This is a genomic window from Alteromonas sp. ABV4_150 (assembly GCF_056311745.1).
Map to the genome: position 1 here is coordinate 2,067,255 of NZ_CM149971.1, position 25,175 is coordinate 2,092,429.

General features: G+C 44.7%; 20 protein-coding genes. 9 read left to right on the top strand and 11 right to left on the bottom strand.

Translation table 11 applies throughout. The annotated features are described in order from the left end of the window. Positions 1-150: 150 nt before the first annotated feature. Complete coding sequence (locus ACYX4M_RS09030) at positions 151-1,038, bottom strand: TraB/GumN family protein (RefSeq protein WP_476082734.1); 888 nt, start codon at positions 1,036-1,038, stop codon at positions 151-153. A gap of 318 nt (positions 1,039-1,356) precedes the next feature. Here ACYX4M_RS09030 and ACYX4M_RS09035 point away from each other — a divergent pair, with 318 nt between their 5' ends. Beyond that, entirely contained in the window at positions 1,357-2,397 is a 1,041-nt protein-coding gene (locus tag ACYX4M_RS09035; protein ID WP_476082735.1) for an alpha/beta hydrolase, read from the top strand. A 70-nt stretch (positions 2,398-2,467) separates the two neighbouring features. Here ACYX4M_RS09035 and ACYX4M_RS09040 read toward each other — a convergent pair whose 3' ends face one another. Then, positions 2,468-2,986 (bottom strand): hypothetical protein, encoded by a 519-nt coding sequence (locus tag ACYX4M_RS09040; protein ID WP_476082736.1) that lies wholly within the window; start codon positions 2,984-2,986, stop codon positions 2,468-2,470. A gap of 312 nt (positions 2,987-3,298) precedes the next feature. Between ACYX4M_RS09040 and ACYX4M_RS09045 the strand changes: the two genes are divergently transcribed. The 4 genes from ACYX4M_RS09045 to ACYX4M_RS09060 all read left to right on the top strand — a co-directional run bounded on the left by ACYX4M_RS09045 (position 3,299) and on the right by ACYX4M_RS09060 (position 8,890). Continuing rightward, the gene (locus tag ACYX4M_RS09045) at positions 3,299-4,984 is read left to right on the top strand and encodes a carbon starvation CstA family protein (RefSeq protein ID WP_476082737.1); all 1,686 of its coding nucleotides are present in this window, start codon (positions 3,299-3,301) and stop codon (positions 4,982-4,984) included. 269 nt (positions 4,985-5,253) lie between these two features. Continuing rightward, on the top strand, positions 5,254-6,414 hold the full coding sequence (locus ACYX4M_RS09050) for an SO_0444 family Cu/Zn efflux transporter (RefSeq protein WP_476082738.1): 1,161 nt from the start codon (positions 5,254-5,256) through the stop codon (positions 6,412-6,414). Between the two features lie 148 nt (positions 6,415-6,562). Next, positions 6,563-7,645: a CNNM domain-containing protein gene (locus ACYX4M_RS09055; RefSeq protein WP_476082739.1), complete on the top strand. Its 1,083-nt coding sequence runs from the start codon at positions 6,563-6,565 to the stop codon at positions 7,643-7,645. A gap of 45 nt (positions 7,646-7,690) precedes the next feature. Then, a complete protein-coding gene (locus ACYX4M_RS09060; protein WP_476082740.1) occupies positions 7,691-8,890 on the top strand; it encodes an energy transducer TonB in 1,200 nt (399 codons plus the stop codon). A 37-nt stretch (positions 8,891-8,927) separates the two neighbouring features. Here the strand turns inward: ACYX4M_RS09060 and ACYX4M_RS09065 are convergent, their stop codons facing one another. The 6 genes from ACYX4M_RS09065 to pdsR form a co-directional block, all read right to left on the bottom strand. Then, on the bottom strand, positions 8,928-10,139 hold the full coding sequence (locus ACYX4M_RS09065; RefSeq protein ID WP_476082741.1) for a hypothetical protein: 1,212 nt from the start codon (positions 10,137-10,139) through the stop codon (positions 8,928-8,930). Next, positions 10,139-10,795, bottom strand: coding sequence for a methylamine utilization protein (locus tag ACYX4M_RS09070; RefSeq protein ID WP_476082742.1), 657 nt, complete (start codon positions 10,793-10,795; stop codon positions 10,139-10,141). Before ACYX4M_RS09070 ends, ACYX4M_RS09065 begins: the two co-directional genes overlap by 1 nt. 201 nt (positions 10,796-10,996) lie before the next feature. Further along, entirely contained in the window at positions 10,997-11,677 is a 681-nt protein-coding gene (locus ACYX4M_RS09075; protein WP_476082743.1) for a Fe2+-dependent dioxygenase, read from the bottom strand. Positions 11,678-11,749: 72 nt separating this feature from the next. Next, positions 11,750-14,044 carry a TonB-dependent receptor gene (locus tag ACYX4M_RS09080; protein WP_476082744.1) on the bottom strand — a complete coding sequence of 765 codons (2,295 nt, stop codon included), beginning with the start codon at positions 14,042-14,044 and terminating at the stop codon, positions 11,750-11,752. A gap of 105 nt (positions 14,045-14,149) precedes the next feature. Beyond that, complete coding sequence (gene pdsS / locus ACYX4M_RS09085) at positions 14,150-16,345, bottom strand: proteobacterial dedicated sortase system histidine kinase (protein ID WP_476082745.1); 2,196 nt, start codon at positions 16,343-16,345, stop codon at positions 14,150-14,152. A gap of 61 nt (positions 16,346-16,406) precedes the next feature. Next, positions 16,407-17,096, bottom strand: a complete 690-nt coding sequence (gene pdsR, locus ACYX4M_RS09090) for a proteobacterial dedicated sortase system response regulator (protein ID WP_014951008.1) — start codon at positions 17,094-17,096, stop codon at positions 16,407-16,409. Positions 17,097-17,834: 738 nt separating this feature from the next. Here pdsR and ACYX4M_RS09095 point away from each other — a divergent pair. Genes ACYX4M_RS09095 through trmB form a run of 3 tightly spaced genes read left to right on the top strand, consistent with a single transcriptional unit; the run spans position 17,835 to position 20,286 of the window. Next, positions 17,835-18,767 carry an ABC transporter ATP-binding protein gene (locus ACYX4M_RS09095; protein WP_476082746.1) on the top strand — a complete coding sequence of 311 codons (933 nt, stop codon included), beginning with the start codon at positions 17,835-17,837 and terminating at the stop codon, positions 18,765-18,767. A 26-nt stretch (positions 18,768-18,793) separates the two neighbouring features. Beyond that, on the top strand, positions 18,794-19,609 hold the full coding sequence (locus ACYX4M_RS09100; RefSeq protein WP_014951006.1) for an ABC transporter permease: 816 nt from the start codon (positions 18,794-18,796) through the stop codon (positions 19,607-19,609). Beyond that, a complete protein-coding gene (gene trmB, locus ACYX4M_RS09105; protein WP_476082747.1) occupies positions 19,609-20,286 on the top strand; it encodes a tRNA (guanine(46)-N(7))-methyltransferase TrmB in 678 nt (225 codons plus the stop codon). The genes ACYX4M_RS09100 and trmB overlap by 1 nt, the downstream gene beginning before the upstream one ends. 96 nt (positions 20,287-20,382) lie before the next feature. Here the strand turns inward: trmB and ACYX4M_RS09110 are convergent, their stop codons facing one another. Beyond that, positions 20,383-21,114, bottom strand: a complete 732-nt coding sequence (locus ACYX4M_RS09110; protein WP_476082748.1) for an EAL domain-containing protein — start codon at positions 21,112-21,114, stop codon at positions 20,383-20,385. 573 nt (positions 21,115-21,687) lie between these two features. Here ACYX4M_RS09110 and panP point away from each other — a divergent pair. Beyond that, positions 21,688-23,352 carry a pyridoxal-dependent aspartate 1-decarboxylase PanP gene (gene panP / locus ACYX4M_RS09115; protein ID WP_476082749.1) on the top strand — a complete coding sequence of 555 codons (1,665 nt, stop codon included), beginning with the start codon at positions 21,688-21,690 and terminating at the stop codon, positions 23,350-23,352. A 124-nt stretch (positions 23,353-23,476) separates the two neighbouring features. On the opposite strand, the gene panC is transcribed toward panP, so the two are convergent. Together panC and panB are read right to left on the bottom strand one after the other, a co-directional pair. Further along, positions 23,477-24,328, bottom strand: a complete 852-nt coding sequence (gene panC / locus ACYX4M_RS09120) for a pantoate--beta-alanine ligase (protein WP_179984784.1) — start codon at positions 24,326-24,328, stop codon at positions 23,477-23,479. Between the two features lie 11 nt (positions 24,329-24,339). Beyond that, positions 24,340-25,134 (bottom strand): 3-methyl-2-oxobutanoate hydroxymethyltransferase, encoded by a 795-nt coding sequence (gene panB, locus ACYX4M_RS09125; protein ID WP_476082750.1) that lies wholly within the window; start codon positions 25,132-25,134, stop codon positions 24,340-24,342. Positions 25,135-25,175 lie beyond the last annotated feature (41 nt).

The window sequence follows — 25,175 nt, forward strand, 5'->3', positions numbered from 1 at the left end:
AAAACCGTTTGCGATCTAGTTTAAGTGTATACCATTGAATAGACGTTTCAATTTAGACATAAGCCTAAGTCTAGTTTTAACCAAATGTTGATATAAAAAAGCTAGGCATTTGCCTAGCTTTAGCTTTGTTAACTCTGTGCCAAAGGCGAATTACATTTGTTCTATTTTGTAACCTTTAGCTTCTAATAGGGCAATCACGCTGTCATCACCCACTAAATGTCCTGCACCCACTAAAACAAACTCTTGGTCATCATCGCCAAACATGGCTTCGATTTGAGGTAACCAGTTTTGGTTGCGCTTAGTAAAAACATCGTCGTACGAAGCGGGAGATTCACGTTTGAATGTGTCTACCACCAACTCATCAATTTGATCAGTGTCACCGTTTCTCCATGCTTTAATAGTGCTTTGTAGCATGTCTTTTAGCTCTGGTAAGGTTTCTAACGTTTCAGAAATAAGGCGATCTTCTTCACCCGCGCCCATGTTCGCAAGCATGTTGATTTGAAAATCTAGTGATTCTAAGTATTCACTTGTTTTACCGTCACGTACAGCTAACTGCATAAAATAGGCATCTACCCCTTGCCCAGCCATTTGAGAGCGCTGTGCTTCCATAGCAACTAGCATTGATGCAACCATACCCGGCTTAAATCGAGCTAACTGATCAGCAGTAGCGCCGAAGTTAGCTAAATAAGCATTAAGGGCTTGATAGGTTTCTTCTGATACATCATCTTTAAGCGACTTGCCTTCTGCATACGCGAGCCCTGCCATCATTTTCTGTTGACCTTCAATGTCTGTGGGATCTGGCATTTTTACTTCAAAAACTAATGTGTCACTTTTTTCATAGGTTTCAGTGAACGTAGCAGGCAACGGAAATTCAGAGATTGGCAGAATATGTATCGTACCACCCACATAAACCGCATCATCGCCTTTCGACACTTTCCAAACTGACGTTTGGCTATCATCGTCGGCAATAGCAGTTGTTACTGTAGATACAGCGAGCCCTAATGAGAACAGTAATTTATGTATAGAAAAGCTTTTCATCTTCATCCTTAAGGTTATGTACTTATTTTCAGTAAAAGCGTGCGATCTAGTATCCTTTCGCTTTTAAAAAGTCGTAATTATTTCAACGGTAGTGAGTAAATTATAAGCTAGCATAGCAAAATGCAATCTAGATATAACTTGTACTTAGTGCAGTTTTTCAGACTACCTAGAAAAGGCGCATCTAGGTCTAGGTGAATGCTAGCAATTGAAGCCGCAAATCAGACTAAGCTTTACATTTATGCGGATTGGTATTACAGCTTTGTTCACGTACCTTAACTCTTATAGAAAGCTACACATTTACGTAAGGCGTTTATTCATATGAAATTAATATACCTACTGATGTACGTACTTGCATTGTTATTTACTCCTACTACATTAGCTACTACAAGCCCTATGCACAATAATAATCCCCCATTACCCCAAGCAGCCAGTGAGGCGTTGATAGCGAGCATTTCAACATTTCCCCACTTCACCAAAGAAGATGTGATAGCGAGTACGCCTCGTACCAATGAAGCGTGGAGAAACTATGTTCACGCTAGAAATAGCGAGCAAAAGAAAAAAATCAAAAAGATGAAGAAAGAGTTTAACGTGGATGTTGAGCTTATTAATTTAAATGATGTGGTAGTGCGCAAGTTGACACCTAAAAAGATTACCCCTGAATTTAAGGACATGGTTTATCTTGATATTCATGGTGGGGCGTTCGTTCTTTTTGGAGGTCTGCCTAGCATAGAAGAAGGGCTGCTTGTCGCAGAAAGGTTGGGCATTGTGGTATACAGTGTCGACTACAGAATGCCACCAACGTTTCCTTTTCCCGCAGCACTGAATGACGTAGTTGCAGTTTACAATGCTCTACTTGACCAAGCTGGTGAAGGAAATATATTTGTAGGAGGGACATCGGCAGGCGGTGGTTTGGTGCTTTCACTAGTCCAGTCTCTTATCAGCAGTAAAAGTCCTTTACCCAAAGGGGTGTATGCAGGTACGCCTTGGGCCGACCTTACTAAAACCGGTGACAGTCTTTATACAAACGAGAATATAGACGAAGTGTTGGTGACCTACGATGGGATGCTTGAAGCATCCGCCAAACTGTATGCTGGCAAAAAAGCACTAACAGACCCGGCTATATCGCCACTTTATGGAGCATTCGAAGCATTCCCACCAACTTTATTGGTAACAGGGACGCGAGATATGTTTTTAAGCGACACGGTAAGAGTAAGTCGTGCAATACGCGATAGCGGCGGGGTTACGCAGATAGAGATTTTTGAAGGACTATCTCATGCCGAATATTTGATTTTTTATAAAACGCCAGAGTCGGAAACCACCTATAGGTCGATGAAATCCTTTTTCCTTTCTACCATTTAATTGGCCTAGTACGCATACAATTTAGTATGCGTACTAAGAACATCATAACACAGACCTATCTAAGCAAAAATTACGAACCGAAAATTACGGTCAACACGGTAACGATGGCTCCGATACCAGCAATTTTAAGTCCGTTTTTGTACATGGGTAGTTTGGGAACAAACATCAAAAACGCGGAAATCACAAAAAACAGCAAGCCTATGCCAAAGCTTATGTTAAGCCAAAATAGAGGGCTGTTATTGGTCGCTTTGTGAAGCTTCACCATTTTAGACAAAACGATTGGGTAGTCTTTCTTCGTGACAGTCGCTTCGCCCGTAGCTTTATCGTAGTTTCCTACATTAAGCACAATTTCATCTGCGTTTTCGCTTGTCACTTTACTCCCTCTCATTTTTAGCAAGGGCAGCAGTTCTTCTTTTGTTAAGTTCGCCTCAAGTTGCTTAGTGTGGGTTTGCTCATACTTCAAAATATCGGTAGGGCGAAATATTAAAAGAATGCCACTTATAGCATATACGCCCATAATGCCCGCGAGAAAAAATCCAAGCCAGCGGTGATATTTACGAAACGCCATGTGGAATTTAGGTGATGCCATTGTTTTGCCTGCTAATAAAAAGAGGCGTATTTATAAACGAGAATGCATCTTATTTAAAGTGCTGTCTTATTGTTTGCTAGAAAATTTGAGATTAACAGCATTATTTCTCTCTTTTGTACAGGCTTCGTATAGTCAATAAACGCTAAGTGGTATGAAGAGTCGGAAAAAACTACGTCCGAGTTAGACTTTAGTCTTACAATAGCGCTAAACCATGGCGACAAATGGTTTAATGTTAAAAGACAGACTAGGGTCTTCTAATCTTTAATAAACGTTAAAATTTTAAAGGCCTTAAAAAAATATTAGGATAATAAAATGCAGTCTATTGCCATAGTGATACTGGGCATCATTGGAATGTTGCTCGGTTGGTTCGTATATTCGAAGTTTATTGCGAACCGCATATTCAAGTTGGATGATAGTTTTGTAACCCCGGCCCATACCATGCAAGATGGTGTCGATTTTGTTCCTACCAACAAGGTAGTGTTATGGGGTCACCATTTTACCTCGGTAGCCGGTGCTGCACCGATAGTAGGCCCCGCAATTGCCGTTTACTGGGGCTGGGTTCCCGCTGTTCTGTGGGTTGTATTCGGCACTATTCTGTTTGCTGGTGTGCACGATATGGGAGCCTTGTGGGCGAGTGCTCGTCATAAAGGGAAATCTATGGGCGCACTTTCTGAGAGTGTCATCGGTAAACGTTCTCGCTCTCTCTTCATGATAGTGATCTTCCTTGTACTCTTGATGGTTAATGCTGTCTTCGGCGTGGTTATCGCAAACTCTTTTGTTTCTCAGCCTAATGCGGTTTTTCCTGCATGGATGGCAATTGCTGTTGCACTCATTATCGGACAGCTGTTAAAGCGTAACTTTAGTCTTATTCCTTTGTGTCTTGTCGGCATCATCGTGCTTTACGCCTCGGTATATGCGGGCAGCTATATTCCACTGAGCTTGCCAGAAACCATGTTTGGATTGGCCGATAAAGCGAATTGGATAATTATTCTTTTTGTTTATGCTGCCATTGCATCACTGCTACCGGTTTGGATGTTGCTACAGCCTCGTGATTTCATTAACGGTATGCAGTTGCTTGTTGGTTTATTCTTGCTTTACGGTGCTGTCTTCTTTGCTATGCCTGATATCACAGCGCCAGCATTTAACACGCAAACTGCGGTAGATTCACCAAGCCTTATCCCATTGCTGTTCGTTACTATTGCGTGTGGTGCGGTTTCTGGCTTCCACGGCATAGTTTCATCGGGTACAAGCTCTAAGCAACTCGACAAAGAAACAGACGCGCGCTTTGTAGGTTACTTAGGTGCAATTGGTGAAGGTTCACTTGCGCTTATTACCATAGTCGCAGTAAGCGGCGTCGCGTTTGCTGCTTCACCTGAAGAATGGCACGAAGTCTACAGCCACTTGGGTGCGGGTAGCGTGGGTGCATTTATCACAGGTGGTGCGAACCTAATTCAGCAAGGTTGGGGATTGCCGGTAGATTTCTCTTCAACGATTCTTGCGGTAATGGTTGTACTGTTTGCAGGTACAACTATGGACTCTGGTGTACGTCTTCAGCGCTACATCATACAAGAGTGGGGCGATATTTATTCTATCGGTGCACTGAAAAACGGCGTAATAGCGACGCTTGTTGCGGTTGGCTGCTGTTTACTACTTGCGTTTGGTGCAGGCGGAGCGTCAGGTAGTGGCGGTATGATCATCTGGCCGCTATTTGGTTCGACTAACCAAATCTTAGCTAGCCTTACTTTGTTAGTTATATCGGTTATGTTGATAAAGCTAGGCCGACCTGCAAGGTATACGCTAATACCCATGGTCTTTGTGTTGATTATGGCTTTCTTTGCTGGGCTGATAAAGCTTAAAGAGTACTACGTAGAAGGAAATTATTTGCTGGTCTTTTTAGACGCGGTAGTGCTGGTGGTTTCAGTGCTCGTAATGCTAGAGGCTTTCTCTGTGGTGTCTAAGCTTAAAAAGGAGTCGCAACACAAAGCCACACAAGAATAAGCGGCTCATTCGTTAAATGAGCACGGATTCGATTTTTCATGGTTGGCCTCTGAGCGTAAAAAGCACACTCTCGAGATAGTCAACATTCGGCCAGTACATTTGTACTGGCCATTTTTATGCCTCTTCAATTGATCTAATCAGTTTTGTTGATTTTCTGTCATACCTTATATCTGTTAGTATCTGTAGTGTTTAAGATAACGTAACTTTGTCTGCAAGCAGAGCATGTCTACGAGCATTGAAGCTTGAAGCACGGTTACAAGAGAGGCTATGTGTCAGATATCATTTTACTAGGGCAAAACTTTTTAGCGCTGTTCATGGAGTCAGCGCCATGGCTGCTATTGGGTTTACTCGTCGCAGGAGTGATGCATGAGCTAGTGCCTGTCTCTTTTCTTGAAAAGCATATGGGTAGCGCATCATTTGGCTCTATTAGCAAAGCTGCTATTATCGGCGCGCCTTTGCCACTTTGTTCATGTGGCGTTATTCCTGCCGCGCTCGGTTTGCGCCGAAGTGGTGCTTCTAAGTCTTCAACGATATCTTTTTTAGTGTCTACACCGGAGACGGGTGTAGATAGTGTGTCAGTTTCTTACGCTTTGTTAGGACCTTTGTATGCTATCGTGAGACCTATTGCAGCTGTGATAAGTGCAATCTACGCAGGTTTGATGGTGCGTTTTTTTGCAGAGCGCAACGGTCCAGCGGTACAGAGTGAATCTTTACCTGCCTCAGCTGCATCGTCGTGTTGCAGCAACAAGGCAAAGCCAGAGGCTGCGATGACATCAGAGGATAAACCGCAATGCTGTGACAGCGACTCTACACATCAGCATGATCACAATCTACCGCGTAAATCATCTCAGGTGGCTAAGGTATTGTCTTATGCAAGTGGCAAGCTGCTCGAAGATATTGTGGTGTGGCTACTAATTGGTTTAGCGCTCGCCGCCGCCATTAAAACCTGGGTGCCTACCGACTTTCTTACCCAATGGGGTGATGGAGTCGTCGCCATGCTTGTTATGGCACTTATAGGCATTCCTATGTATATATGTGCCACCGCGTCTACACCGCTAGCGGTCGGCTTTCTGGCTACCGGGCTATCACCGGGTGCCGTGCTAGTATTTTTGATGGCAGGGCCTGCCACTAATGTGTCGACCATGGGCATGATAAAACAAGAAATGGGTGTTCGAACTCTTGCGCTGTATTTGTTCAGCGTTATCTCTGCAAGTATTGGTTTTGGTTACGCACTAAACTACTTAGTGTCCTCGTTTTCATTATCTTCAATGATAAAAACCACGAGCCATGTTCATGAGCACGGCGCAGGTGTTCAGATAATTTACGGATTATGTGCAATCCTGTTGGCTGGACTAATGGTGAGGTTGGGCGTGAAAAAGCTGCAGCACTATCGCGACAACCACGAGCAGCATTCGGCATGCTGTGGTTAACTGTAACTCTGCGATTGCTTTTCCTTACTTAAGCGCTCAAATGATATTTACAGAGCGCTTGTATCTCCCGCTCTATTATCCATAATAGTCGCTCAACTTTTTTAAATTAAAACGCGTTTAAACCTACAGGGACGCTTGGAATAATTACATGCTTTTACTTATTGTGTACATCTTCATAGCACTGGGCTTTTCATTTTTGTGCTCCATTGCCGAGGCTGTCATTCTGAGTGTTTCGTCTGCGTATATTTCAGTATTGGAAAAAGATGGTAAAGCCAGCGGTGCATTGCTTCGTAAGCAAACCGACAACATTAATACACCGCTATCTGCTATCTTAACGCTTAACACGATTGCCCATACTATGGGGGCTGCAGGCGCAGGTGCGCAAGCGGCGGCCGTATTCGGTGATGCCTATTTAGGTATTATTTCAGCAGTCCTTACTCTGCTTATTCTTATTTTTTCAGAAATTATTCCAAAGACACTTGGTGCTACCTATTGGCGCACACTTGCCCCTGCAACGGCATACTTTCTTAAATACCTTTCAATCGTACTTCTGCCGTTCGTAAAAATGTCTGAACTCATGACTAAGGGATTTAAGGAAGACAGCCCACTTCGCGGACTGAGCCGCAGTGAACTTCACGCTATGGCTGAATTGTCAGGCCAAGAAGGGCAGTTAGCTAATCATGAAGCGGCGTTTTTGCAAAGCTTATTGAGTTTGCACGAACTTAAAGTAAAAGATGCAATTACCCACCGCACAGCGCTGTTTAAAGTATCAGAGTCGATGACGGTGGAGGCGTTTTTCCATAAGCACGCCAATATTGAGTTTTCACGTATACCTGTGTTTGAAGAGAGTGATTCTGAGAATATTACCGGCTATGTTATGCGCTCTGACTTGTTGGTCGCGCAGGCGAGAGGAAACACCGACAAGCCACTTTCTGAGTATGCCAAAGACATGGTCACAGTATTAAACACCATGCCTTTATCGGTTACTTTTGAGCACTTTATCAATAAGCATGTACACATGTTGCTGGTAGTAGATGAGTATGGTGGCTTAGAAGGCGTTTTGACTTTAGAAGATTTGCTGGAACGCTTATTGGGCGTCGATATAGTGGACGAAAAGGATACAACAGTGAGCATGCGCAGGCTGGCTAGAATGATGACAAAGCGCAAAGAGCAGATGATGATCAAAAATGTGCCTGATGCATCGCTTGAAAACTCATCGAGAAAAAAATAACCTATATTCCAGCAGTAGGCTGCAACGTTATTAAGGATGATCGTGATGATTAATACAACATCGAAAACAGAGAAATGGAATAAGGCTCGAAAAATACACCAAGAATTACACGGTCAAAGAGCTAAGCAAAAGACGCTGGCATTAGCTTTATCCGTGTTACTTACTTCTGGCTATACCATTGGGGCAGCGGCGCAAGAATTAAGCATTCCCTGCGATGAAGCTGAAGAGAAAGCCCTAGCAGAGGCGAAAGCCAATGAAGTTACGCGGATAAGTGCATTCAAGCCTGCAACCCCGTTAGATCGCGTTGACCCTATTTACCCATCTCTAGCGGCGAGAAAAGGCCGTGAAGGCTGGGTTAGGCTGAGCTACGTTATTGATGAAGAAGGTAGAGTGAAAGATCCTGTGGTAGAGGATTTTTTCGGAAGCTCTTCTTTCAAACGCAGTGCCCTATCAGCCGTTAAAAAATGGCAGTATGACCCAGCAATAAAAGACGGTGAACCAACTCAGCAATGTCACCAAGCTGTTCAAATGGATTTTTCCATGGGCGGAAAAACTGGCGCCACCCGGAAGTTTATCAAAGCGTATAAAAACGTAGATGAGATATTTAAAGCGGGTAATGTTGAAGCGGCAGACGAAGCTTTCAAAGAGCTATCAAGTTGGGATACGCTAAATCGTTACGAGAATACTTGGTTGCTCAACTTGGAGTCACAGATTGCAGGAGCACAAGGCGACATTGAAAGAGAAGCGAGAAGCCTAACGCGTTTACTTGCCAGTAATGGGCAAAAGCGTTTTAAGAATGTTGTTTTTGATGACGATTATGTGGCTTACGTATTACAAAGGAAAATACTTCTTGATGCGCAGCGCGGGTATTACGCAGAAGCCTTAAAGTCGTACAGCAGGCTTCAAGAAATGGATGAGCAACAACCGCGTATTGACGAAATTGCCGCAATAGTAAATCAGATTGAAACATCTATTGCGTCTGAAAAAAATCTTAAGGTACCCGTAAGCATGGGAGACAACGGACGTTGGTTCCACACGCTGGTAAGAAATAAGTTTGCTTTTAATAACATACAGGGCGACCTTGATACGGTTGAAGTGCGCTGTGATTCTCATCGAGAAAAGTTCACCGTGGCCGAGGCTCACGTTTGGCATATTCCACAAAGCTGGGGTCAATGTCAGGTGATGGTGAAAGGTGACGACGCCACCACATTCGATCTAATCGAAGTCGCTGGTGTGCCACAGTAACAGATGCCGAGCATTCAGAAATAGAAAAGTTGCTTAATTAGAAAGTGGCTGTAAGTGCCAACTGGAACAAGTGCTCGGTAAAGTGCTCGCTGTCTTGAAAAAAGCGAAGGTTTTGCTGAGTGCCTGAGTTTATTTGCCACTCGGCGGTTATTGAGAAGTTATGAGTAATGTTACGCCCCGCGCTGATGGTAAACGCCCGCCCCGTACTGCCATTGGGGTCTAGCGCGTAATTGTCATTATCATTTACTTGATACCAGTCAGCACGTGCGGCAACCGTGTATGGAGTCATGCGGTATACAGCAGCAACAAAGCCACTATTAAAATCGTTATCTACAATACTTTCACCCATTAGAGTGTCGCCCACCAGCAACTGAGAAAATACCGTAAAGTTAGGGTTAAACATGTAGCGAAGCGTTAATGAATGAAAGCGTGTATGCCATGCGTAGATGCGATCAGACTCGACCGCATTGGCGTCTGCGTTGTTATCGTAATAGTAGTAGCGCATTTCAGCCTTACGCTTGTACGCCACATGTGCGCCAAAATAGTAGCCGAAGCGGTTGTCTATTTCTCTAAAGGGTTCGGTCCATGCAGGCGCACCCAACCTATCTTCATCGATAACGCCCGGTATAGGCAGAAAGTTCACTCTATCGTTGTAAAGCGATTGTCTATCGTGAAGGGCAAAGCCACGCCAAGAAAGTAACGTACCTGTGGTGTCGTTACCTTTAAATACACTGCCCAATAGCCTCCATGACCAGTTGCTTCGTACTTGCCGGCCATTTTGTCTAAGGCTAAATTCAATGCCACCGGTTCTGAGCTCTTCTCCTATCCAACTGTTTATGGCTGAGTTAGTGAGGAAGTGAGGAGACAGCCAGCCGAAATCTGTATTTTCAGCAGAAATGGCTGGATAGAATGCTCCAACTTTTACTTCAGGTTTTATCGAAGAGGCACTAAGTGGCCGATACTTGAGATATAGCTGAGAAAAGTTGAGCCGCTCTTCGCCATCACTGTAAGCGTTTATAACACCAGATAATGTCCAATCGTCAAACAGTCGCTTGTTAGTTGAGATAACGGCTTGAGAAAAGTGTAAGCCATCACCGTCGAAGCGCTGGTGGTTTGGGCCAAAGCCTTGGAAGCTTTGCGTATTTTCTTTTAGTGCCCACGTTCCACGCAATAAAAAATCTGTCTCTGCGTAACTAGCTAACGAAAATGCTAGTGACAATAGCGTTAATAGTTGAGTAGCAAACCGCATCAATAGTCGCCGAAACCAGAATCGAATCCGTCGTCACTGATTATATTGGTACTAAGCGCCCATGTTACTTGAGTATCGGCAGATACAGAAATGGACTGTGGAGGGAAAGCCTTTTCACCTTCTACTTGTGGGTGCCAAAAACGTACAGTGTATTCACCATATGGAAGTGAAACTACAGACCGTCCTTCATCATCAGATTTTCCAAAGTAAGGAGAGTCTGAGACGACAATGTAACCCAGCATCCAATCATGAATATTACAGCCAATATCGACAACACCTGCGGCGTCGAACCGCAAAGGCTCGGCAGTAAACTCTTTATACAGCTTTAGTTCAAATTGCTTTGTGGGAGAAAAAGAATAGACGTGATGAAACAAGTTATCTGCATTAGGAAAAGTCACTTCTGTGCCCGCTTTTACTACAAGCACGTGAGGAACAAACTGTTTGTCTATTTGATTCATTACGGCCGGTTCTTGTTGTGGCATCTGATGCGCTTCTACCTCGAACTGAGGCTCAAAAAGAAACACGCCGTTGTCGACGGGGGTGCCATCGCTATCATTCAGTGTTATAGAAAACCTTGCGGTGCGCTCATCTTGTCCTAATGCCATGCTTGAACAAGCCATAAGAAGAAGGGCGCTAAAAAGGGTTTTGTATGTCATTCCAGTACCTTATCTACGTACCTTGTCCACGTATTACAACGAAAAGCATTAGTTGAATTATCCATAGAATAAACCCAGTAATATACAACTGCGTTACACCTTTAGTATAAGACCTTGTTGACGAGGTGTTTATTTCGTTCGCTCCCAAGAAAACTTTCGCGATAGTACTTGTGCACAGATTGTGCTTGAAATTAAAAGCGATTAAAGCTGAGAGAACTTTCTTACCAAGTTATGATAAACATGATGAAGTCCATCAAGCTGCTCTCGCTCTGCGGTGCCCGCGTTAACTAGCGACTGAATACTTTGGTCAAGCTGGAAAAGGGTTTCACGCATTTGTTGGTCGCTCACCATACTTTGCAGCCAGGTGATAGCGGCAATACGCTCGCCTTTAGTGACTGGCGTGACTTTATGAAGACTAGATGATGGGTAGAGTATGGCGCTTCCTGCATCGCATTTAACTTTTTGCTCGCCAAAACCTGTTTGAATAACAAGTTCACCGCCTTCGTACTCGGCTTTCTCAGTGAGAAAAATAGTCATCGACATATCACTGCGTAAAACATCGGCTGTGTTAGGGATACGCATGATAGCAGCATCTACGTGATAGCCGTAGGTTTGTGACTCACTATAGCGATTAAAGCAAGGTGGAAATATACGTTGGGGCAGGGCCGCAGAGATAACTGTAGGATGGTTACCTAACTTACTCAACAAGAGGTTAGCAAGCTGTTGAACTCGTTTGTCTTGCGCATCTGCTTGACCATTATTTTTGACGCCTGCAGCCATGCCCATTGCTGTGCTCTTGCCATCAACGAAAGGAACATCAGAAATCTGCTGACGAAACTGAGCAACTTCGTTTTTCGTCAATAAGTCATCAATAATAATCATGTTTTCAACGCTTTTAAGAGTGTTTTTAATATAAAAAGACCTAGGCAGTTGCCTGCCTAGGTCATGCTAGCATTAAAATTCGTAGCTAACGGTACCTGTAATGTTGCGACCATCACCGATATACATGAAGGCGCCAGAACGATAGGCTGCCGTCCAATATTCTTCGTCAAACAAGTTTCCAATGTTAACACGGAAAGTTAGTGACTCTGAGTGATAGTAGTTGGCGAATAGATTAACCACTTGATAATCAGGAACTACGATAGAGTACTCTCCGGTTTCAGCGCTATAGCCAGCTGCAGTATCTGGTTGACCACCATACATTTCTGACTGATAGCTGTAGTCTCCACCAAAGGCAAACTTCTCATTGGGCTGGTAGCGCATTTGAATGTAGAAACTTTCGTCAGCGAAGTTACTTAGCGCAAGGCCGATATTATCTTCGCTGTAAGACTCAAGAATTTCAGAATCCATAAATGCAGCAGACGCCTGAATACTGAGCTTATCTGTGATATCACCGCTTAAACCAAACTCAATACCTTCTACACGGTTTTCACCTGTGTTTAATGTACCTAGCGTTGAGTAAGCATCACCTACACTTTCGTGTACGTCGCTCTTAGTAATGCGGAATAGTGCGGCGTTTGCTACAAGCTTTTCATTGAATAGTGACCACTTAGTACCTAACTCAATGTTTTCAACCTGCTCTGGATCAGCTTGAGACGCTTGCTCTGGCGTACCACAAATACCGCCATAACCACAGTTAGCACCTAGATCTGATTCACCGCCGTTTATGTTGGTTGCCGTGCTATACGAAGCATAGATGTTTCCGTTTTCGGTAACATCATAAACTAGCCCTAAATGACCGTTGTACAGTTCATCCGAGAACTCGTAAAGGTCGCTAGAGGTTTGGTTGCTATAGTCATAGCTATCTACGCGAAGACCAGCGAAAACATTAAAGTTATCGGTCAGCTCAAAGGTGTCCATAACGTATAGTGAGTAAGTTTCAATGTCGAATAGTGCATCCACGTCGCCACGGGTAAAGGCTTTGCCCATCAACGAACTAATGTTATCAACTTCATTGCCACTGCCATCTAATAGGCAGTAACTTTCAGATACACCGCGACGACCGCTGGTTAAACAGTTTGATGGATTGGTGTAATCCATATTGAACACGCCATTGTCTACCGATTCGTCGGTGTATTCAAAACCGAACACGAAACGGTGATCAACGCCTGCGAAAGCCGTATCCCAGAATAAGTTAAACTGGGTAGTTACATAGTCAACTTCCTGCCAACCTTGGTGATTGCTTAAAGATAGTGTGTAAGCACCTGGCGCAGTAGGGTCGGTTGCGTCACGGTTTGTGCCACGCATACCTGTGGTAATGTATTCGTTTTCCGTTTTACCTACACGAGTTGCGTTATAAAAACGCACGTTGTCACTGATATCGTACTCAGTACGTAAAGTGAATGTAGTCACTTCTGAATTTTGGAAGTCTTCGTCTTGTGCATATACAGGAATATCTTCAAGCGGGTAGCCAGCCTCACGATCGTAGTAGCTACCTAAGTCAGGAATGTCTTCTGCATTGAGGTAATACAAGTCGCCAGTGAATGACAAACGGTCAGTAGGCTGATTCACATAAGAAAGCTGCACCCCTTCACGATCACGTTCAATGCCTTCACGGCCAGGCTTATCTTCTGACGAGTAAAGTCCATTTAAGCGCACCGCGCTGGTTTCAGTTAGCGTTTTGTTCAAATCAACGGTTAAACGCGTATGCTCATCGGTGCCAACAGCGGCATCAACACGGCCGAAGTTGTAAGCCGTAGACGCTTTTTTAGTAATAGAGTTAACCGCACCACCTGAAGAGCCACGTCCAGCAAAGGTAGAGCTTGGACCTTTTGTAATTTCAACACGCTCGGTTGCGAAGCTTTCACGAGTTGTCATACCTGGGTCGCGAAGACCATCAACGAAAACATCGCTACGCGCTTCATGACCACGAATAATATAGCGGTCACCAAAAGCATTACCATTCTCACCCGTACCTAAAGTAACGCCAGCTTGCGCCTGCAGTATATCTCTAAGATCTGTTCTTCCGCTTTCTTGAATTTGGTCTTGAGTAAGAACGCTAATGGTTTGTGGTGTATCAACAAGGTCTGCTAATCGACGAGGGTCACCTGACTTATTGTAGCGGTAGATAGATTGCTGTACGCCGTGAATTTTAATCAGTTCAATTGCTTCATCAGATACGGCTTCACATTTTGTTGAAGTCGCGTCGTCACACGTTTCTACTTCTTCTTGAGCCATTACTGCGCCACTACCAAATGCCAGTGCCGCGGCAATAGTTTGTGCGCCCATAGTTAGTTTAGTGTTTTTCATCCTGTTTCCCTTGAGTGTGTGTAAGGAGGACGAAGTCTATTTAATAAAAATAGATATGTAAACATAAATGATAAACATTCTCATTTGATTTGTTTTTAAAGTGTTTTAAGAATTGCTTAATGCTTTATGTTGGGGATATGGAAATGTAACCAGCACAACCACACCAGATGCATCTTCTCTATCGTTCAGCGATAGCGTGCCTTTGTGGAATTGGGCGATAATATTGGCAATGTATAGCCCTAGACCTAAATGTGGAGATTGTGCAGTGTTTTGCACGTCGTTTTCTTTTCTTACCGACACCATTGACTGGGTAAGCTGGCTCTTCATCCCTTTAGGAAGCAACGGCCCTGGATTACTTACGGACAATGCTACTAATTTGTCATGCTTTTCCAGCTTAATGGTTATTTCATCATTGTCTTTGCTGAAGTCGACGGCGTTTGACACAATTTTATCAAACAGTTGGGCAACGAGCTCAGGAGCGCCATCAATCAATAAACTCTTGTCCGTTGATATGAATGTCCATTTTCTTAGCGCGTAAGTGTGCTGATAGCCCTCGACACATCCTTCAATGACTTTCACTAGATTGAAGGTGACTAAGTCTTCTTGCTCAATTGCCTGCTCTAATCGGGTGGCTTCACTCATACTGTTTAATATTGTACTTAGGCGGTTCACCCCTGATTGCGCCCTCTCAACAAAAACGGCTTGTTGGTCAGCATCATTAACGTGAGAAAGCATATCCAAGGATGACTTCACCACAGCGATAGGCGTTCTGAGCTCGTGGGACAAACGAGATGCCATGTTTTCTAAGTAGGAGTTGTACTGCTGCAAGCGTGAAAGGACGTCGGCAAATGAACGGGATAAATCACCAATTTCATCACGCTGATTTGATACCGGCAGGGTTCCAATGATTTTGCCATTGTCGTCAATGACAGCTTCGGTATTATCGCGAAGAAAGCGAATGCGGTTTGAAATTCGCGTAGCGAAAAGCAATAGCCCTAATGTACCTATGGTCATCACTGCCAAAATTACGTGAAAGAGTTGCTCTAGTGCTCGGTTTCGCAAGGTGCGAATGCCATTGGTGGTTTGCTCTATAATAACCGCACCCATTACGTTGCCTTCAATAAAAATAGGGTAGGCAGCGGAAAGTACTATGGCTTTGTTATCGGGTGATAAACGCCAAAGTGAGTCTGGTTGTCCATTCAAGGCCGTCCCTAGATCCTGGCCCACGAGCGCATAGGCATCGTCTAACTCATCGATAAAGTCGGCAGGTGGACGGGTAAGGATTTGGTAGTAAAGCGGAAGTAACCACTCACTTTCTATCCATTGCCAAACCGCGTTGGATGAAGCCTCTTTTTCATCTACTTTAATGCCTGTAGCCGACTGAATATCACCGGCACGTGCGAGTACCCGCTTGTGCTTATCTACGACCCACACCCGCGAATCGGCATATTTTAAACCCGCCAGGATACGCTCAATTTCAGGCGAGGGCGTTATGACAGTACCCAAGTCAGCGAGTTCTTTTGTATTTGCTGTGCCTAGTGCGTATTGCTTCAACCTGGTGTTCTCATTATCTATATCGACGAGTGAAAATGCTAAACCGCCTGTGGTCATAGACAGCGGAAAGCGCAATTCAACATTATAGCCAGTGGCAGTCTCCTGCCAGCGACCTTGAATAGAAAGGGCGTTCTCTACTGCCCGTGTTGTAAACGTGTTGCTAGCAAGTTTGTACGCGTTTACCCAGCCACTTTCATAAGGTGCAACAACGTATCTTGCTAGTTTGCCTTGTGGGGTTTCCATGCCGATAAGTAAATGGTCGCCCGTTTCTACGCTTAAGCTATTAGGTTGCCGCCATAACAGCGCGTCATCGCTGACTTCAAACATGGCATACAAAAATTGTCCGTAACGTCCCACCATATGCTTAAAAGACAGGCTAGTGGGTTCGCCGGCAAAGCCGTTGTAATACTCGATGACTTCATTACTGCCATACTCGCTCATTAATTCGCTAACTTGCTGCCAGTCGTTAAGTTCGCCATCTAGTTGAATAGGATAAGGAATAGGCGGCGCGTATAGATCTGTGCCGGGGCGTACGTCTTGAAGATAAGCTGATTGACTATCAAATAAAGCGGGTCGTTCGTGAAGGGCAGTGGCAACGGCTCGCGCCGTACCTATCATGGTTTGCTCTTGACCATTTCTAAGGTACTGCTCGAGCTCCCACACATAGTTATAACCTAAGTAGGGAATGGTAAATAGGAACAACGACAGCACCATAAGCTGAAGGCGGATAGAAAAGCGAAATCCCATGTGTGTCGTCAGTTGCCTCTATTTTTATTGATGGTGATACACAGCGTTGAATGCGAGCACTTTAAAGCTGCCAGCGATATCCCATGCCGTACACGGTGTCGATATGATCGAAGTTAGGGTCAAGCTGCACAAACTTTTTACGCATACGTTTGATATGCGAAGTAATGGTGGTGTCGTCTACCACCATTCTCGACTCATCCATAAGCTGTTGGCGGCTTTTCACGTGACCTGGTCGCTTGATGAGTGCGTGCAGCATCCAAAATTCTGTTACCGTCAGTAAAACAGGTTGGTTTTGCCAGCTTACCGTCATTCTCGATACATCTACTTTTAAGTCACCTACTTTTAGCTCATCTTTTTGCTCTGTGGGGGCAGCAAGTAAGTCTGTACGCCTGAACAAGGCTGCAATGCGTGCTAGCAAGTGAGCCATGCTGATATCTTTAGTCAGGTAATCATCGGCGCCCATTCTAAGGCCGCTGATAGTATCTACGTCGTTATCTCGTGCAGTAAAAAAGATGATAGGTAGGGTTTGTGATAGGCCTCGCAGTTGCTGGCAAAGCATAAACCCACCTTCTATCTCATCTTTCAAACCAATATCTATAATGGCTAAGTCGGGTAGGGTGTGGTTAAACGCTTCGGCAGCAGATGGCCTGTCTTCATAGGCATTTACGCTATAGCCCTGCGCTTTAAGCGCCATAATGTAATTTTCGCGAATGGCCGCGTCATCTTCCACTAATGCAATTGTCTTTGGCATACATTAACCCGCAAATATAATTCTGATAGAGCGCACACTATACCTATGAATGACAGCTATTGCCTAAGTTCGGCATAAAATCCTCAAGCCTGCCTCATTTACGCCATATTTGAGAATGGGCATCGTGAAATTTAAGCTGGAAGAGCATTGAGAAACGCGATTTTAAATAAGGCTCTGCGCACTCCTCTACATGCTGATTGTACAGGCATTTTAAATCACCATCACATTTCCACAATTACGCGCTTTTTTTGCCATGAATAAGGGGCTTAATAGTATTTGTCCGTCGAGTTTAGCGCTCTAGTTTTTTTAAGTGCTAAGCAAGCGAGGCGAATTGCACTGTTGTCCCTCTTCAAAGACTAGAAGAGGGACAACAGTGCCGTGGAAGCGGTAAGGCTGAGCTTCTACGTAAAAGTCTCTATTGGTCTATGCGGACCGGTTTTAAGCTACCCTTTGCGCTGCGTGCTACCCCAACGGTACGCGGCGCTTTTTTATTGGGGTTGAAAAAAGGTGTTTTCGCTCTCATTTACAAGGCTAGTATACAAAAGCTTAAACTGTTTAAAGTAACCACTAAACGCGAGTGTATTCATTTAATAGCATGAACTAGGTTACACTTCGCTGGCTATATATTGTTAACGACAGATAACTACATCTCACTAAAGTTGGTTAGGGTGTACTGACCTTTGGCTCATAGCAAAGGTCAGTATGCCTTAGTAGTCACACTCTCAATACGGGCAAATCATGAAAGCGTTGGACATTAAAGGGTTAACCAAAACCTACAAAGGTGGCGTACAGGCACTAAAAGGCGTCGACCTTACTGTACAAGAAGGAGACTTCTTTGCATTACTCGGCCCAAATGGCGCGGGCAAATCTACCACTATTGGCATTATAAGCTCACTTGTTAATCAAACTAACGGCAGTGTGTCGGTGTTTGGTTACGACCTCACAACGCAAAAAGAGCAGGCTAAAGCCTGCATTGGTCTGGTGCCTCAGGAGTTCAATTTCAATCAGTTTGAAACTGTACTACAAATTGTATTGAATCAGGCAGGTTACTACGGCGTACCTCGCAGTATTGCGAAAGAGCGAGCTAAAAAATACCTTGCTCAGCTTGACCTGTGGGAAAAACGCGATGCCCGCGCCCGTGAGCTATCGGGTGGTATGAAGCGAAGGCTGATGATTGCTAGAGCACTCATGCATGAGCCGAAATTGCTTATTTTAGATGAGCCAACCGCGGGCGTAGATATTGAAATTCGCCGCTCTATGTGGGGTTTCTTAGAAGAGATTAACCGTCAGGGGATCACGATTATACTCACTACCCACTATCTTGAAGAAGCAGAAATGCTGTGTCGCAATATCGCCATTATTAACAAGGGCACCATTGTCGAGAACACCAGCATGAAAGCTTTATTGTCTAAATTAAGCCTAGAAACCTTCGTATTAGATATCAAAATACCAGAGAGCATGACGACGACAGATGACCTACTAACGGGCTTTGAACACCGTTTGATTGACGACCATACCCTTGAAGTTGATGTTGAGAAAACGGAAGGATTGAACCCGGTTTTCACCCAGCTAAGTGAAAAGGGTATTCAAGTAATGAGCATGCGCAATAAATCAAATCGCCTTGAAGAGCTATTTGTGCGTTTAGTTGAATCAGCGAAGCAAGCTGGCTAAACCCACAGCAGGTAAAGGTGAAAAACATGAAAACTGAAAGTACACAAATGAACACAGAAGAAAACGTGGGTTGGTTTAAGCAAAACTATGTGGCGCTAACCACTATTTGGATAAAAGAATGCACGCGCTTTTTGCGCATATGGGTACAAACCCTTGTGCCGCCAGCTATTACAATGAGTTTGTACTTCGTGATATTCGGTAGCCTCATCGGCAACCGTATTGGCGAAATGGGCGGCTTTACTTACATGGAGTTTATTGTGCCCGGCCTTATTATGATGTCGGTGATCACAAACTCCTACGCTAACGTGTCCTCTTCATTTTTTAGTGCTAAATTTCAGCGCAATATTGAAGAGCTGTTGGTGTCACCAGTGCCCACCTCGGTCATCATTCTCGGGTATGTGGGCGGCGGCGTGGCCCGCGCCATACTGATAGGTATTATTGTTACCTTAGTGTCGCTGTTTTTCGTTGATGTTCAAATACACAATTTGGGCATTATTGCGCTCACGTTGTTACTCACTTCTACCTTGTTTGCGACTGCGGGTTTAATTAATGCGGTATTTGCGAAGACCTTTGATGATATTAGCGTGGTTCCAACGTTTGTATTAACACCGTTAACTTACTTAGGTGGTGTGTTTTATTCACTTACCCTATTGCCTGAATTCTGGCAGTGGGTGAGTAAGGCGAACCCTGTTGTGTATATGGTCAACGGGTTTCGTTATGGGTTCTTAGGGGTCTCTGACGTAAATGTAACCTTGTCGCTTGCCTTGTTAGTGGGCTTTAATGCACTGCTATTTGGTGTGGCGTACTACCTACTTAAAACGGGTAAAGGTATTCGTAGCTAATGGCCAGCGGTAATTCTAGAGAAATCACAACATCGCAGGTAGGTATTCACGATAAGCTAGACGATTTAGTGAAAAAGTACCAAGCGAGTGAAAATAAGCGACCGATTAGCGACCATACACAAGCTGCTTTTGACGAGGTAGGTGCGTGGCTTGATACTGGCGACGGCTTCAACGGCGAGGTTATTTTAGACTCTTGCTGTGGTGTTGGCGAAAGCACGGCAAACATAGCAAGAGCTAACCCCGATGCCCGTGTTATCGGCATTGATAAATCGGCCCTGCGGGTGGATAAACATGAGCATTACAGCGCACAGCAAGATAACTATCGGGTCATTCGTGCCGATGTGAACGACTTTTGGCGCTTAGTAAAGCAGTCTAATTGGAACGTGACTCAGCACTTTCTGCTGTATCCCAACCCCTATCCTAAAAAGACGCAGGTTCAAAAGCGCTGGCACGGTAGTGCGGCCATGGTGGACCTGATGGCGATCACCCCAAATATTGAGGTGCGTAGCAACTGGCTTATTTATCTAATGGAATTTGCGCAAGCGGCTAAACATTACGGCATGGTATCTGATTTATCTGAAGTCACTGGCGATGATCACATGACGCCGTTTGAGCGAAAGTACCGAGGGAGCGGTCAATCGTGCTGGCAGCTTAACTGCCGTAGCGAAGAAGGCTGAGTCTGCTATAGCAGCAAGAAATACTGAAAGCTGATAAAAGTGGGGTGAGATGAAAATTTCGCCCCGTTTGTTATTCAAATTTGTATATTTCGCTTGTTAATGGCGCGCAGTGGCACTTCGCACATTCGCCATGGGCGGACTAAACACATACCCCTGTGCATAACGAATGGGCAGGCGTTTTACGCGTTCTAGATGCGCCTCATCTTCTACGTGCTCGGCAATAGTGCTTACTCCATGGCGTTCACATAGCGACAGCAGATAGTCTACATATTCCCTCACTGCCTCTTGTTCGTCATAGTGTTTAATTAGCCCGCCAGCGAGCTTAATCCCCCGAACCGGCAAGTTCATAAGCGCTCGTATGTTACCTGGGCATGATCCAACGTTGTCGATGAAAACGCCCAGCCCCACATGCATGCTTTTTTCGATAAATGCGGTAAGGCTTTTCGGATTGGATAGGGCAGTAGAAGCACTCACTTCTATACTTACACGCTCCGGCGTGGGATAGCTTGCTAAATGGGTGATGAGGGTATTAGTAAGCTCTACATTGTGAAGGTCATTGGCAGTTATATTGATGTTCCAAGGGATATTAACGTCGTGAAAATAGCTGGCACATTGCACAAACATGCTCGCTGCAAGCGTATTTACGTGTTGTTCGCGCTCTATAAGGTAGAGAAATTCGCTAGGTAAAAAAGTCTTATCACCTCGGGTTATCAAGCGTGCCAGGCACTCGTAGCGCCATACGCCGTGGCTGTTTAAATCAACAATGGGCTGAAAGTAAGGAACAATATCTTCTATGGAGAAATCCTCGGATATTTCACGTATGGGCATAAACCGACCTCCTTGCAATTGTGTATCTAATAGTGACCGAAACGCTTTCTGCACCTACACTTGATAGGTATAGAAGAGGACACATCGACACTATTCATAAATTAAATATAGTTGAGAGTGCAAAGTTTTGCGGTACTAATTCAAAAGAAGTATGGTTTGGTATTAATGCTTGTGACACAGAGTAAATAGGCTTCTTGCATAACTCCATTATTCCTAAAAATTGACTAACTAGTCTGAATGTTTTGCACAAGTCACTGAATTGGCTGTTTCTGCCTCTTGGCGAGCATTACAATCTGATGTAAAGTGCGACACCCTGAAAGTATTGTGATAAGTTTTCAGGTTTGGCAACGAATGGACCGCGTCAACGCGCAATAGCCCAGCCGATATATCGTTAACTAGTATTAGGTATATCGGTCAAACAGCCCCACTCACTGTCGTAAGATAGATGTGTTGTATGCTAATTGGCTAAAAGGAAAAGTAAGTGTCAGGCCGGTGTCCTACTAAACCGCCTGTTGATTTCGCCCAATAAATGTAAGCGAAATGTGTGATTGTTTTAAGTATGAGGTGTGTTGAGTGGGTGAAGCGCAAGTTAGTTTAGAGCACCTGTTTAGGGTCTTTACCAAACCTGAACACAAAGACTCAAAGCTGGCTCAAATAGAGCAGCATTTATCTGACAATATCTTAGATTTTTTGTCGCAGCATGTTGTGACAAAGAAGACGTCGTTAGAAGAAATTGAAAAAGACTTTTCAGACTCCAAGGTTCCTGAGTCACCTGAGTTTGTGTCTACTCATGCTGAAAGCTTGCTCGATAAGCTCGTTGCGCACTCTGTAAATACTTACTCGCCAACGTTTATCGGTCACATGACCTCTGCGCTGCCTTATTTTCACCTGCCGCTTTCTAAGTTGATGGTAGGCCTTAATCAGAACCTGGTTAAGATTGAAACATCTAAAGCTTTCACGCCACTAGAACGTCAAGTACTTGGTATGATGCACAACCTTGTGTACGACCAGCCTCAAGATTTTTATGATGAACACTTACACAGTGCAGCACACTCATTAGGCGCATTCTGTTCTGGCGGTACCATCGCCAATATCACTGCTTTGTGGGTAGCTCGCAATAAACTGCTCGGCCCACAAAAAGGTTTTTCAGGCGTAGCTAAAGCTGGTCTCGCTGCTGCTTATCGTTACTACGATATAAATAACTTAGGGGTGATGTGCAGCAAGCGTGGCCATTACTCGTTATCAAAGGCAGTAGACGTACTAGGCTTAGGTCGTGAACAGTTACTAACGGTCGCTGCGCCGAAACAAACCCTAGATCCAGCGAAAGCCCTCCGCATTGGTAAACGTTATCAAGAGGAAGGGAATAAGCTTCTTGCTATCGTTGGCGTGGGCGGTACCACTGAGACCGGTCACGTCGACCCGCTGGATGAACTTGCTGACGTCGCCAAAGAGCTTGGCTGTTGGTTCCACGTAGATGCAGCTTGGGGCGGCGCTACGTTGTTTTCAGCGCGTTATCGCGACAGACTAAAAGGCATAGAGCGAGCAGACTCAGTTACTATTGATGCTCACAAGCAAATGTACGTGCCTATGGGTGCAGGCATGGCCCTTTTTAAAGATCCACAACATGCCAACGCGGTAAGACATCATGCTCAGTATATTCTGCGTGCAGGCTCTAAAGATTTAGGCGCTACCACGTTAGAGGGCTCCCGTAACGGTATGGCTATGATGGTGTACTCGGCACTGCATATATTTGGTCGCAAAGGTTACGAGCTCCTTATTGATCGCAGTATCGATAAAGCCAAAGACTTTTCACAAATGATAGATAAAGCGAGTGACTTTGAATTAACTACTACGCCGACGTTATCGCTATTAACCTATCGAGTGTGCCCTGAAGAAGTGCAGGAAAAGTTAAAGCACGCTAACGCGAAAATGCGCAATGCGATTAACCAGAAAGTTGACGCGCTCGTTGTCGCAGTACAAAAGCAGCAGCGTGAAGCTGGTAAGTCATTCGTATCTCGTACTCGTTTAGAAGCGCCAGATTATCCGTCTCAGTGTATTACCGTATTTCGCGTGGTGTTAGCCAACCCGCTAACAAGCCATAATGACTTGGCCGCTATTTTAGCCGAACAGCACTTGATCGCGAAAGAAACACAGGCGTGGAAAGACCTTATGGAATTTATTAGGGAAACAGAAACTCTAAGCTTCTTAAAAGCTAGCCTCTTAGATGCTAGCTTTTAAATTCGAGTAGCTTCTACGCTAACGAAAAAGCTAATGTTTCAAAGCGAACAAACAAAAACGCCCGGTGCAGGCTCTGTTTAAGAGTAATGCGTCGGGCGTTTTTTCGTTTATGACTGGCTTACGCTTAACGTCGTGTAATTTGCATGTTATCGATTAAACGGGTTTTACCCATAAACATAGCAACTAGTAATACTAGCTCTTTGTCGCTATCGCTAGCCGCTTCAAACGTAGCTGCGTTAACTACCTGGCAGTAGTCTTTCTTAAAGCCTTTCGCTTCAAGGTTAGCAACCATGATATTTTCAAGCTCAGCAAAGTTAGTATTACCATTTTCGATGCTCGCTTTAATACGCTGCATCTCTTCAAAAATAGCGCTTGCTGTGGCTTTTTCAGACTCTGTCAGATACCCATTTCTAGAGCTCATTGCCAGACCTGACGCCTCGCGCTCGGTAGGTACGCCATGAACTTTTACCGCCATTGACAAGTCACGCGCTAAAGCGCGGATCACTTGTAGCTGCTGGAAATCTTTCTCGCCAAAGAAAGCATCGTCTGGCTGTACCATGTTAAACAGCTTAGTCACCACGGTAGCTACGCCGCGAAAATGGCCTGGACGACTTGCCCCACAGTGAGAGTCGGAAATGCCAGGCACTTCTACGAACGTCTGCGCGTCCAGTCCTGCCGGGTACATCTCAGCGACGCTAGGCAAAAATACAGCATCAGCACCCACAGAAATAAGCTTAGCTTTATCTTCTTCTATGGTACGTGGGTAGGCGTCTAAATCTTCGTTTGCACCAAACTGCATGGGGTTTACAAAAATGCTTACCACCACTTTATCGTTGTGTGCTTTTGCTTTCTTAACTAGTTTAAGATGACCGTCGTGCAGGTTGCCCATCGTGGGAACAAAGCCTACGGTTTCACCATTTCGACGCCACGTATTTACTGTGTCGCGCAATGCTGAAATACTATCAAGCACCTTCATATTTTACCCCGTTATTCGAAGCTGTGTTCAGCAGAAGGAAACGCACCGCTTTGCACTTCTTCAATGTATTTTGACACTGCTTTACGCATATCACCGGTTTCTACAAGGTAGTTCTTGGAAAACTTGGGCATGTAGTTGGCGCTGATACCAAACATATCGTGCATTACTAGAATTTGGCCGTCGGTATCTTTACCTGCGCCTATGCCTATTACTGGTATAGTTAAGGCTTCGCTGACTGCTTTTCCTAATGATGAAGGTACGCACTCAAGTACTAGTAGCTGAATACCGGCTTCTTCTAATGCTTTTGCTTCGCTAAGCAGCTTTTCTGCTTGGCTTGCTTCACGGCCTTGCACTTTAAACCCACCGAATACGTGCACTGACTGAGGCGTTAAGCCTAAATGGCCACACACAGGTACGCCGCGCAGGTTCAAGCCTTTGATGGTGTCGCATAACCAGCTTCCGCCTTCCATCTTAACCATGCTTGCACCTGCAGCCATTAGCTTTGCTGCATTGGTGTAGGTTTGCTCAGGAGTGGCGTAAGACATAAACGGCATATCAGCTAAAACGAAGGCGCGTTCAGTGCCACGACGCACACTTTTTGTGTGGTAGGCAATATCGTCGATAGTTACCGGTAAGGTGTCGTCTTCACCTTGAAGAACCATGCCTAAAGAGTCGCCGATAAGAAGGGCGTCTACGCCTTGTTCGTCGAACATTTTGGCGAAGCTGGCGTCGTAAGCGGTTAAAGAGGTGATCTTTTCCCCGGCCTGCTTTTTCTTAAGCAAGCCAGATACTGTTACTTTCTTCATGACATGTCTCAGATTGATATTTGTTGATATCGTGTGGCGAA